11 protein-coding genes and 1 pseudogene are annotated in these 12,431 nt (G+C 44.3%); 6 read left to right on the top strand and 6 right to left on the bottom strand.

Going from position 1 to position 12,431, the window contains the following annotated elements; genetic code table 11:
* Positions 1-36: 36 nt before the first annotated feature.
* Entirely contained in the window at positions 37-1,668 is a 1,632-nt protein-coding gene (gene ctaD / locus IQR33_RS25865; RefSeq protein ID WP_005375510.1) for a cytochrome c oxidase subunit I, read from the bottom strand.
* A complete protein-coding gene (gene coxB / locus IQR33_RS25870) occupies positions 1,665-2,828 on the bottom strand; it encodes a cytochrome c oxidase subunit II (protein WP_005385208.1) in 1,164 nt (387 codons plus the stop codon). The genes ctaD and coxB overlap by 4 nt, the downstream gene beginning before the upstream one ends.
* A 330-nt stretch (positions 2,829-3,158) precedes the next feature.
* On the opposite strand from coxB, the gene IQR33_RS25875 reads away from it, so the two are divergent.
* Entirely contained in the window at positions 3,159-4,853 is a 1,695-nt protein-coding gene (locus IQR33_RS25875; protein ID WP_171344123.1) for a phospho-sugar mutase, read from the top strand.
* A gap of 98 nt (positions 4,854-4,951) precedes the next feature.
* Here the strand turns inward: IQR33_RS25875 and IQR33_RS25880 are convergent, their stop codons facing one another.
* Positions 4,952-5,374, bottom strand: coding sequence for a GNAT family N-acetyltransferase (locus tag IQR33_RS25880; protein ID WP_054701313.1), 423 nt, complete (start codon positions 5,372-5,374; stop codon positions 4,952-4,954).
* Between the two features lie 79 nt (positions 5,375-5,453).
* Positions 5,454-6,086: a LysE family translocator gene (locus IQR33_RS25885; protein ID WP_005375522.1), complete on the bottom strand. Its 633-nt coding sequence runs from the start codon at positions 6,084-6,086 to the stop codon at positions 5,454-5,456.
* A gap of 229 nt (positions 6,087-6,315) precedes the next feature.
* On the opposite strand from IQR33_RS25885, the gene IQR33_RS25890 reads away from it, so the two are divergent.
* From IQR33_RS25890 to IQR33_RS25900, 3 genes are all read left to right on the top strand, one after another.
* Entirely contained in the window at positions 6,316-7,143 is an 828-nt protein-coding gene (locus tag IQR33_RS25890; protein ID WP_193837218.1) for an AraC family transcriptional regulator, read from the top strand.
* A 79-nt stretch (positions 7,144-7,222) separates the two neighbouring features.
* A complete protein-coding gene (locus IQR33_RS25895) occupies positions 7,223-7,933 on the top strand; it encodes an AzlC family ABC transporter permease (protein WP_193837217.1) in 711 nt (236 codons plus the stop codon).
* A complete protein-coding gene (locus IQR33_RS25900; RefSeq protein ID WP_005385193.1) occupies positions 7,933-8,244 on the top strand; it encodes an AzlD domain-containing protein in 312 nt (103 codons plus the stop codon). Before IQR33_RS25895 ends, IQR33_RS25900 begins: the two co-directional genes overlap by 1 nt.
* Here the strand turns inward: IQR33_RS25900 and IQR33_RS25905 are convergent.
* Together IQR33_RS25905 and IQR33_RS25910 are read right to left on the bottom strand one after the other, a co-directional pair.
* On the bottom strand, positions 8,241-8,855 hold the full coding sequence (locus tag IQR33_RS25905; protein ID WP_017635857.1) for a fumarylacetoacetate hydrolase family protein: 615 nt from the start codon (positions 8,853-8,855) through the stop codon (positions 8,241-8,243). The genes IQR33_RS25900 and IQR33_RS25905 overlap by 4 nt on opposite strands.
* A 221-nt stretch (positions 8,856-9,076) precedes the next feature.
* Entirely contained in the window at positions 9,077-10,135 is a 1,059-nt protein-coding gene (locus IQR33_RS25910) for a porin (protein ID WP_017821605.1), read from the bottom strand.
* Between the two features lie 609 nt (positions 10,136-10,744).
* Between IQR33_RS25910 and IQR33_RS25915 the strand changes: the two genes are divergently transcribed.
* On the top strand, positions 10,745-11,716 hold the full coding sequence (locus IQR33_RS25915; RefSeq protein ID WP_005375535.1) for a porin: 972 nt from the start codon (positions 10,745-10,747) through the stop codon (positions 11,714-11,716).
* A gap of 464 nt (positions 11,717-12,180) precedes the next feature.
* A pseudogene (locus tag IQR33_RS34425) lies at positions 12,181-12,431 on the top strand (EamA family transporter); the annotation flags it as partial.

The raw sequence follows: 12,431 nt of genomic DNA on the forward strand, positions 1-12,431 counted from the left end.
ATGGATTCGGTTTCATGTCACTCACCCCACTCTTTGCTAGTCAATCTTAGGCGGTGTAGTAAACGTATGATGCGGCGCAGGGCTTGGCACTGTCCACTCTAAACCTTCCGCACGTTCCCACGGTTTTGCAGAAGCCTTCTCCCCGCCACGAATACACTTGATCACCAACCATAAGAAGATCAGTTGTGACAACCCAAATGCAAACCCACCAATTGATACTATTTGATTAACATCAGCAAACTGAATGGCGTAATCCGGTATGCGTCTTGGCATGCCCGCTAAGCCTAGGAAGTGCATTGGGAAAAACAGGACATTGACGGAAATAATTGAGCACCAGAAATGCCATAAACTCAGCTTGTGGTCGTACATATTACCCGTCCACTTAGGTAGCCAGTAGTATGCCGCTGCCATGATCGAGAATACCGCACCAGATACCAACACATAATGGAAATGGGCAACCACGAAGTAAGTGTCATGATATTGGAAGTCCGCCGGCACAATCGCCAACATCAGTCCCGAGAAGCCACCAATGGTAAACAGCACAATAAAGGCAATGGCAAACAACATTGGCGTTTCAAATGTCAGAGCTCCACGCCACATGGTGGCAACCCAGTTAAAGACTTTAACCCCCGTTGGTACCGCAATCAGCATAGTGCAATACATGAAGAAGAGCTCAGCAAAAACTGGCATCCCCGTGGTAAACATGTGGTGCGCCCACACAAGGAAAGATAACAATGCAATGCTGCACGTCGCGTAAACCATCGAATGATAACCAAACAGCTTCTTACCACTGAAAGCAGGCAGAATGGCGGAGATGATTCCAAACGACGGTAAAATCATGATGTACACTTCTGGGTGACCAAAGAACCAAAAGATGTGTTGGAACATTACCGGGTCACCACCACCAGCTGCGTCAAAGAAGCTAGTCCCGAAATATTTGTCAGTAAGAACCATGGTCACCGCACCCGCTAGTACCGGCATAACCGCGATCAACAAGAAAGCGGTGATTAGCCAAGTCCAAACAAACATTGGTAACTTGAACCAAGTCATTCCCGGAGCTCGCATATTTACGATCGTCACGATAACGTTAATCGCGCCCATAATGGAGCTGATACCCATGATATGCACAGAGAATACAAACAGCGCTGTGCTATCCGGGCCATAAGTCGTGGACAGCGGAGCATAAAACGTCCAACCAAAATCAGGACCGCCGCCAGGTAAAAACAACGAGCTCAACAAGATGAGAAATGCAAAAGGTAAGATCCAAAAGCTCAAGTTGTTCATGCGCGGTAGCGCCATATCTGGAGCGCCGATCATCATCGGGATCATCCAGTTAGCAAGACCCGTAAATGCTGGCATCACCGCACCAAATACCATTACTAAACCGTGTACCGTGGTCATTTGATTAAAAAACTGCGGATCGACTAGCTGTAGCCCTGGCTGGAACAGTTCGGCACGAATGATCATAGCCATCGCACCACCTGTTAGAAACATCGCAAAGCTAAACCAAAGGTAGAGGGTGCCTATGTCTTTATGACTTGTAGAATACAACCAACGAGTGATGCCCTGGGGGGCATGATGCTCGTGACCATCATCAATCGCAATGGTACTGTTCGCACTGGCTTCTGCTGGCGCAGACTTCACTGCCTTATCTATTGGCTTACTCATATTTCCTCCTTAGCACTGCCTTGTGCCTTAAAGGCATTCACATCGGATGCTTGCACTGTATCGCCAGTATCGTTGCCCCATGCATTTCGTTGATATGTGATAACCGCGCCAATTTCTTTGTCACTTAACTGATTAGAAAAAGCCTGCATTGCGGTGCCCGGGCGACCGTTGACAATAATATCTATGTGCTCAGTAACATCTCCGGTTGCAATAGGACTGCCTTTAATCGCGGGAAATGCACCCGGAATCCCCTCACCATTTGCCTGATGACACACAGCGCAACGCGCCGTGTATATCGATTCGCCTTGCGACATCAATTCGTCCATAGATAAGTCTTGAGAGAGCGCTTCTTGTGCCGCCGCTTTTTGAAGTGCGAGTTCTTCTTTCTTACTCGCTAGCCATTCATCGAACTTTTCTTCTTCCATCGCATGCACCACCACTGGCATAAATCCGTGTGCACGACCACATAGCTCCGCACATTGGCCGCGATATACGCCTGGCTCATCAATTCTTGTCCATGCTTCATTAATAAAACCTGGAATGGTGTCTTTCTTGACGGCAAAGTCCGGTACCCACCAAGAGTGAATGACATCATCAGAAGTCATCAAAAAACGCACTTTGCGATTCACAGGCAACACCAAAGGGTTGTCTACTTCCAGTAAGTAATGTGCGCCTTTAGCTTCGATTCCATCAATTTGTTTTTGGCTGGTGGCAAGCAAACTAAAAAACTCAACATCTTCGCCAAAATAGCTGTAATGCCATTTCCATTGCGAGCCTGTGATCTTGACCGTGATATCCGATTGGCTTGTGTCTTCCATTGCTACTAGAGTTTTTGTTGCGGGAATCGCCATAGCGACAAGAATGATGATGGGTATGACCGTCCAAATAATTTCCACTTTTGTACTTTCATGGAAATGTGCGGCAACTGCTCCTTTTGACTTGCGATGACGGAAGATGGAATAGAACATCACACCAAAAACAATCAAAGCAATTACACAGCAGATATAGAAAATCAGCATATGTAATTCATACACTTGCCCACTTATCTCTGTGACCCCTTTTGTCATGTTGTAGTCATTTTCCTTTGACCAACCAAAAGAGGAAAATGTGATTAAAATCACATTCAGTGATAAGGCTAGAGTAGTCGTTAATCTTTTCAAAAGATCTCTCCTCTGCTCAGCCGCTACGCCTACGCGAGCTTCCTTGCGTCCCGATGCAAATATCGAACAACTTTACTAAAAATCACAAAAACTACGATTTCGACACGGTTTGTTATATTTATGTTAAAAGGCTAGTTATAGTTCCAAGGTTCTTCAAGAAATTAAATATGATTAAATTTTGTGCGGATAAGAAAAATTAATTCGGTTTATCGATTGCCCTCTTTGAAATGTAATTGAGAACCATTTACATTGATTTAAAAGAAAACATTGAGATACTTACCAAACGAAGTGTCCAAGAAAGTAGGCTCCCCCTACTAAGGAATGACTGATATGACAGCACTAATTACGCAATGGCTAGAACGAGACCCTGATCCTAAGACTCGTGAAGAGCTACAACACCTCGTCGATACGAACAATGAACAAGAACTTACTGATCGCTTTGGCTCACGCCTTGCCTTTGGTACTGCAGGCTTACGTGGCAAAGTGGGCGCAGGTCCAAACCGAATGAACCGCTTGGTGATTCAAGAGACCGCCACTGGTTTAGGGAACTATTTGCTTGAGCAAGTCAAAGATGCCGCGAGTCGTGGTGTCGTTATTGGCTACGACGGTCGTCCCGATTCAAAACAATTCGCGCATGATACCGCATCCGTACTGACGGCCCTTGGTATCAAGGTTTACCTAACGTATGAAGTTGCGGCAACCCCAATTGTTGCGTTTGGTGTCCGTACATTGAATGCTGCGGCCGCTGTTGTTGTTACTGCCAGCCACAATCCACCAGAATACAATGGCTTTAAAGTATATTGGGAAAATGGCGCACAGATTATTCCTCCGCACGACTCTGGAATCGCAGCGAAAATTGATGACGCAACAACGAAGCCATTACCTTTAATGTCTCTCGATGATGCAAAACAGCACGGTTTGTTAGTTTGGTTGGAAGACGACTACTACCAAACTTACCGTAAGACAATGAATGAAAACGCGCTGCTTACTCCTGACAACAATACCGATATATCTATTGCTTACACCGCAATGCATGGCGTTGGCGCGAATATGGCGGAAACGCTACTTGCCGACGCAGGCTTCCAAAAAGTGGCAAGTGTTAAGGAACAGCGCGAACCTGATGGAAGCTTCCCAACCGTCAACTTCCCAAACCCTGAAGAAGCCGGTGCAATGGATATGGTGATGGCATTAGGTAAGTCCGTAGATGCCGATATCGCTTGCGCGAACGATCCAGATGCGGACCGTTTTGCCGTGGCAGTTAAACGCCCAGATGGCGAGTATCAAATGCTAACAGGTGATCAGGTGGGCTCACTGTTTGGCGATTACTTGCTGGAACAGCAACCTAACGCTTTGGTTGGCAACACCATCGTATCCTCAAGAATGCTGAGCAGCATCGCTAAGGCGCATGGCGCACAATACTATCAAACATTAACTGGCTTTAAATGGCTTACTAACGTTGCCATGGAACAAGAGACAGAAACCAACCCATTCTTGTTTGCTTATGAGGAAGCGCTCGGTTATACCGTGGGTAACAAGGTGTGGGATAAAGATGGTTTATCTGCAATCGTCGCGTTTTCACAGCTAACAGGCAAGCTTAAAGCGCAAGGCAAAACACTGTGGGATAAACTGGAAGAGCTGTACCGCGAGCACGGTTTCTACTTCAACGCACAACGCAGCATCGCTCTCGACCCGAACTCTCCACCAATCGGCGACAAACTCCGAGCCAATCCACCAACAGAGATTGCTGGTAAAAAAGTTGCAGTAACCGAAGATCTTAAAACATCGGTTCGCATGTTTGACGACGGCTCTGAAGAATCCATTGACTTACCAGCAAGTGACGTATTGATTTATCACCTAGAAGATCAATCTCGCGTGATTGTTCGTCCTTCTGGTACTGAGCCAAAACTAAAATGTTACTACGAAGTCATCAACCTCTTCCCTGCGGATATGAGCTATGAACAAGCACAGCAAGCAGCAGAAGCGAAGATGAACGAACTTATCGACGCGCACCAGCAAAGTTTGTAAGTCAAAGAGAAACATAGATATTTGATACAACAAGAGGCGCAAATTCGCGCCTCTTTTTTGATTTTCACTAGAACAAGTCAAGCTAACCCGTGCTTTCCCTAGCCTACAATTTCCTTTTGTAGAAAGTACTTGTGGATGCCCTCTGCAGGATAGCCTGAGTACTGCCCCACTTTCTCAAAACCCAATTTGAGATAGAACTCAAGAGCTTGAAAGCTGTAGGTATCCAAATAAACATGGGTAACCCCATGAGGCTTTACTTTTTGTTCTAGCATCGACATTAATTGACTACCGAGACCAGAGGTTCGACTTTCAGCGTCTACCCACAAAAACTCAACAAACACCGTATTTTTAAACATTTCGCCAGTCAAGCCACCCATGATCTTGCCATTCTCATCTTTTGCGAAACAGCCTATAGCATGCACTTCCCCTTCAGGTAAATGCAGTCGGTTATAAGATCGAATACCTTCACGAACAAAATCAAGGTCTGTTTGATCTGGATTTAAACAAAATTCAAGCTTCATATACCCTCTCCTTAGGAAACACCAATATCCTAAAACAAAAAGCCAGCAATTACTGGCTTTCTGATGGAATATGATAACTTTACAAGGCGAAACTACTCAGCATCCACAACGCCAGAATAACAAACACTAACCCCATTAGTTTATGTTGATACGTGCGGAATTTTTCGTTCTCGAGCAGCCCTTTGCCCAATGTGCCTGCTAACCCAACAAGTAATAAATTGAATGACAAGCCAAGAACGTTCAACAATAACCCTAGCGCTAGCATCTGCTCACCAGAAGATGCCGTGATATTGCTTGAGACAAACTGCGGCAAAAACATCACAAAAAAGACCAAGGCTTTAGGGTTGAGCAAATTACTCATCAAAGCACGTTGATAATAAGTTGATGCCATTTTGTTTTGACCATCAAGCTCTGGAGCCGAAGATGCCTCAGCTCGTAAGCAGTCCCAACCCATTTTTAACAAGTAAGCGCCACCTAATAGATGAAGGACTTTAAGGGCTATTGGGCTCATGGCAATCAAGGTAGATACGCCCATCGCAGCAAGCAAAGTAAGAATAACACCAGACGTCGCATTGCCTAAGCTAGCAAAAAGACCGACCTTCTTACCGTAACTCATACTAGAACTCGCTATCAGCAACATATCGGGCCCTGGTAACAGCAACAAAGCCACTACTGCGGTGAGATAAACAGGAAGTACAGATAAATCAATCATGATGGAACCGCTTTTCTACAACAAGGCGGCGAATGTTATACCAACAAAATAACATCATCCAGCCCAAAATAGCCAAGATAAATCAAAAAATAAAAATCATAGTTTGCCCAGCTGAAAAATAGCAATCAATTCGCCTGTTTATCAAAATCGAATAGCAATTTTGTACAAAAATAAGCACGATGGATCCGTTACACTTCTAAAATGATTTTCTTGAGCAGACCGGATAAAGATGAAAGAAAAGAATAAGGAAATCGCTACCTTCAAGATAGCTCAAGAGCTCGGCGGTTTAGAACTTCTCGATGCAAAGTATGAGAAGCAGAATTTTTCACGCCATAGCCACGAAGGTTACACTATTGGTGTCATCGAAAAAGGGGCACAACAATTTTTTAGGACGGGCGGGAATCATATCGCGCCACAGGACAGCATCATCCTTGTTAATGCAGATGAAGTACACAACGGGCATTCAGCCTCGGAAGGCGGCTGGGAATACAAAGCAATGTACCCCGTACCTCAGCAGTTTCAAACTTTAGGACAAGAGCTTGGCTCACCATATGTAGCTCTGCCCTATTTCCCTCAACCTGTGGTTTACGATCCTGAGCTGGCTAGTCAGTTACGATTGGTATTTGAAACACTAGAAAAATCAGACAACCGTTTATTGAGAGAAACTTTGGTTTACGGCACGTTGATCAAGCTAGCCAGTAAACACAGCACTCATCGGGCACCACTGAAAGAGTCAACCAGAGCTCAGCGACAAGTGCAGCTAGTCAGAGAATTTTTGGAAGACTTTCCACAAACGGACGTCTCACTAGAAGAACTCGCGAAACTGTCTGGATTAAGCCCTTTTCATCTGCTGAGAGAGTTTCAAAAGCAATTTGGCTTTCCGCCTCATGCCTATCAAATTCAGCAACGTTTACGTATGGCGAAGAAGCTACTAAAAATGGGACAAAAAATTTCAGACGTGGCACAAGAATGCGGCTTCCATGATCAAAGCCATCTGCATCGACACTTTAAAAAAGCCATGGGCGTCACTCCCGGCCAATACGTCCGTCACAGCTAAAGCAGCAATATTGTACAAGGCGTTATGCGACTACCGAGCTATCTTGGTAATCTGATTTAGGAATAAATAAGAAGAAACTATGGACCACTCTTTGCAGTTACAAAAAGAATCAAAAACCACGCTATTTTGGCAAGGTACACTTGCGATGATGCCTCTGAGTATCGCAGTGCTCCCTTGGGGCTTACTCGCAGGCTCATTCGCAATTGATACTGGGCTTCACCCTTTGGAAGGACAAGCACTATCCGCCATTTTGTTCGCAGGTTCTGCACAGCTCGTCGCGATGGGAATGATTAAAACGGGAGCAGGTCTAGTGACCATGTTACTGACAACGTTTTTTATCACCTCTCGACACTTCCTCTACAGTGTATCGATGCGCAGTAAAATTGCACCGCTCCCTCTAAAATGGCGATTATCACTCGGCTTCTTACTTACTGACGAGCTGTTTGCGATTGTAGGCCACCATTCCGATAAACAATTTAATCGCTGGTATGCACTTGGGGCTGGTCTGAGTTTTTACCTGTTTTGGAATGTCGCGACATTGACGGGCATTATTGCGGGAAGTCTAATCCCTGAACTGAACGAAATGGGTTTGGAATTTGCTGTAGCCGCTACTTTTATCGCGATAGTAGTACCCACCATTAAAAATGCAGCGGTGCTCGCGAGTGTTATTGTGGCTTTGGTGAGCTCAGTTGCCCTAACCTATTATCAAATTGAGGGAAGTTTGATGATTTCGAGCATTTTAGCCATGCTTACTGGTTACTTTGTGGAACAAGTAAAGGAGAAACGCTAATGATCATGTTGGCTATTTTGCTGATGACGGTACTTGTTTTCACCAGCCGCTACTTGTTTTTAGAACCCAAGCTACCATTGCGATTAGGGACGCGCACTCAAAAAGTACTCAATTACGCTAGCCCCGCAGTACTGACTGCGATCTGGGCACCGATCGTTTTCATTCCCGATGGGGAGCTCAGCGTCAATGTGCAAAACCCATTTTTACTGGCTGCCGTACTGGCTGCTTTAATCGCGTATTTTACTAAAAATGTTCTTTTAACGACGGTTATCAGTATGGTGGTATTTCTCGTTCTACGAATTTGGCTTTAATCCGCCAACCACTCAATCTCCAACAAGGTGACATCGCCACACTTTAATCGACCAAGGAAGATGTCACCTTCATGTACCTCACCAACGCCCTTTGGTGTACCAGTCATCACTACATCGCCATCTTGAAGTGTTGTGTAACTGGTTAATTCATCCAGGATAGTTAGCGGCGGATAGAGCATTTGGTTAACGTGACCTTTTTGTACACGAACACAGTTGATTAAGAGCTCAAGGTTAAGATCATTGATATCAATGTTATCCAAAGAGACAAACCGACTAAACACAGCAGAGCCATCAAATGCCTTAGCTCGCTCCCACGGCAACCCCTGATTTTTAAGCGAGGATTGCAAACCACGCTTGGTCAGATCCAATCCCAAACCAACCGCTGAATAACGTCCATCCTTGATCAAAAAGCAGATTTCAGCCTCATAATGAAGGGGCTCTTGATGGAATGAACGCAGAGTTGTTGATACGGAAGTTGCGGGTTTATTAAATACAACCATTTGCTCAGGCATTGCATTATTAAGCTCATGAATGTGTTCAACGTAATTTCGTCCAACACAAAGCACTTTACCCACTTCTACTTTCTTTTCTTCAACTTGAATAACACTCATCATTCTTCCCTGCAAAACAAAAATCCCATCATAATCTAACCTATTGACTTAACGACACTAAATAGCAACCTCTAGTGTAAAAAATAAGACATTCACCCCGTTTTGAGTTTTGTATCATCTAATTGAAACAGCAAAGTATTTGTAAAACAAATAGACAAAAAAGCCAGCACGAGGCTGGCTTTAGATCAATGAGCTTGAATAATAGTTCTCGCTAAACCCTATTATAGGTAGTAACGAGCACCTAACGCCCATTTGTCATCAGTTTCACGACCATTGTCGTCATTTAGGTCAAACTGGTAACCCGCGTAACCAACAAATTTAGGCGTGAAGTTGTATTCTGCTTGTAGTGCCATTTCTTCACGAGCAGTTTCTGTTTTAGAGTTCTTAAACTCTTTACCTTCCACCATCTCATAGTTAACACTCAAGTTTAGGCTGTTCGCCAGAGCGTATGCGATGATCGCCTCGTACGCATCACTTTCTTCTAAACGGTCACCTTTTGCACTGAAGTTCATGTTTTCGTTTGAACCATAAACTGCAGCAAGGAATAGGCCTTGGCCGTACGCACCGTAAGATGCTGATACAACGTGTGATTCCGCCGTGTGCTTACCTGCATATGCAGGGTGCTGGAAATCACCGCCATTGTAAGAGTAACCGATTTTAGCGCCCATGATTGAGTAAGAAAGCGCAGCTTGCACACGGTCATCGTATTTAGCACCGCCAGTTATAACTCCAGCATCGTTGCGCGTGTAATCATCGTTTGCACCCTGCCAACCAAGACCAAAGTTGATCACACCCGCTTCACCCAGCTCGATGGCATTACGGTAAGAAAGCATTTTATCCGCACGGCCAGTGCCAAGGTTTCCATGATCGTCATAGATGAAGTCGTTGGCAAACGCGATTGGCATATCTGCAATACCTGCGACATCGTAGTAAGGTGACCATTGCGTACCACCTACTGCACGACCATAAACCTCATGTGTTATACCTAAGTAACCTAGACGAGTTTTAAACGACTCTTCACCACCGTCTAAGTAGTTTAGCGCCCATTCACCACGTGCGTCTGCGGTGAAGCCATTACCCAAATCCTGTGTCGCAGAGATATTGATACGAGGAGAGTTAGTACCCACATCCGTGTCACCTTGCTCTGATCCATTTAAATTAACAGAAACGTGGCCGCCCATCGAAAATGTTGTGCCATCGTTATTATATAGTTCCACTGCAACTGCTTGAGTACCGAAGGTTGCTGCCGCGATTGCCGCTGCTAATAATTTTTTATTCATTTCTAAATCCATTACTTATTAGTTGGTTAGTCAGTTTTAGACCCGGCTTTGGTTCACTTTCGTAAAAACGAAATGATGAACAAAGAGAGGAATACAAAGGCTATCCGAGGCATCGTTTCCACCAGATTAGTTTTACCTTTGTGTAACAACTGCCGACACTTTATTTGATTAGTTCCTGACAACCGAGTGAAAAGATCTCAGACAAAACCTAAAAAGCAATCGTTTACTTAGTCTTTAAGAAATCGAGAAATAAAAACCTTACAATAAGAAATGCTTTAGAGAGAGTTAGCTCACAAATAGCTGATGATTCGCTATTTTTAGGCCAAACTTCCCTGCCAAATTGAAATGTTTACTTACATTTAGGGTCAAGAAGCAATTCAGGAACTTTTTGAAAAAAACACAGTCTTTAACGGAGAGGAAAAAACCTCAAAAAAGATAAACCTTTCTTTTTATAAGTGGTATGAGAAGGGGAACTTATTCTTTCCAGCAATAAAAGTGCAATCAAATCATAACTTAACAGAAATCTATCTTTCATTTTCAGCCTTTACCTTAGCGTCATCAACACATCGGGCAAGAAAGCCCATCGATTACAACTAGGGTAATAAGAAAATGAAAAAGGCAGCACTAACTACTGCAATTCTTACAGCATTGGTATCAGCACCATCATTCGCAGCAACTGTATACAAAAACGACGGTACTGAATTAAAAGTTGGCGGCCGCGTTGAGTTTCGTGGTGACTTCATCGGTTCAGACGGTGCTGAAGTTGAAGGTTCTATGGAAGATAAAAGCCGTGCTCGTCTTAACCTAAAAGGTAAAACAGACATCGGCAACGGCCTTTCTGCTTTCGGTGTTTACGAAGCCGAACAAAAAACGGGCAAGAGTGAATTCAAAAACCGCTACATGTATGCAGGCGTCGACTCTGATATCGGTGCTTTCTCTGTAGGTCGTCAAGACATGGCTGCAGTCATCATCTCTGACATGACGGATATCACTGAATTCTCTGGTGTTCAGCAAGTTATTGATTCGTCTTCTGATAAGCAAGACAGCGTTTTCGCATACCGTGGTGCGTTTGATGCACTACAACTTCAAGCAACCTACCAAGCAAACTCTAGCGATAACGAAGATAAATACGGCATCTCTGGAATGTACTCACTACCAATGGGCCTCGACTTTGGTCTTGCATACTCTGGTGGCGATGTAGATAAAGATAACTCTGAAGATCAAATTCTAGGTGGTATCGCTTACTCGATGGACAACCTTTACCTAGCAGGTACTTATTCTCAAGGTTCCCTGACTGACTCTGAAGACTTTACGGCTTACGAGCTAGTCGCAAGCTACAAAGTAGCTAGCAAAGTGACACTTGCAGCTCTATACACAGCTCAAGAGAATGATCCAGACAACGGTTCAAAGTACGACACCGTTGAAGGTATCGAGCTTGTTGGTTACTACAAACTAAATAGCAACTTCCGTACTTACCTGTCTTACTACATCAACCAACTTGATGAAGCAAAAGATGCAACAACAGGTCTAGTAACAGAAGGCGAAGATACACTGCGCCTAGGCGTACGTTACGATTTCTAATTCACTCTTGTCCTAAGAGCGAGTCCACTTGGCCAGCACCTTTGCTGGCCATTTTTTATGTAACCCAACACAACTCGATAAGTCTTCACACTATCCAAGCCTCGCTCAGCAATGAAAAACGACCGTAACGACGCCTACTTCTGCCCTCTTTTAATGCGATTGATCACTAAGTTAGTGCATTTCATCTAATCGACAACATAGAAAAACCAAAAAACCATTTAAAATCAAATATATAAAAGTTGGCACGTGTTCTGCAATATTATTTATGCAAATGCATGGCAGCGTTTGTGCTTCTCGTTCTTTGTACCTGTTATAACAGGCACGTCCTTTGAATTGGTAATGTCGCCTCCCTCTGGGAGGCATTTTTTTATTGGCGCGAAAAACAATAGGACGTATGATCCCGCCACCTCTATCAAACTGGAATTTTTCAATTGAATCATCATCCTGTTCAAGGTGCGTCCTGGATGCTAACAGCTGGCTTGGCATTCGCCATAGTGAACAGCTTCGCCCAAATTGCTAGCATCAACTTTGGTGTCTCTTCCACCACATTTGCGTTATTCCAATATGCAATCGCCTTGTTTGTTATTCTGCCCTACCTACGTACACTTGGGATTAGGCGTTCTTTAAGAACCCAACACTTTGGCTGGCATGCATTCCGCATTTTTCTCTCTGTTATCGGGATTCAACTTTGGTTATGGGCTCTCGCTTACCCAGT

The sequence above is a fragment of the Vibrio sp. OPT46 genome (genome assembly GCF_015163535.1).
GTDB lineage: Bacteria > Pseudomonadota > Gammaproteobacteria > Enterobacterales > Vibrionaceae > Vibrio > Vibrio alginolyticus.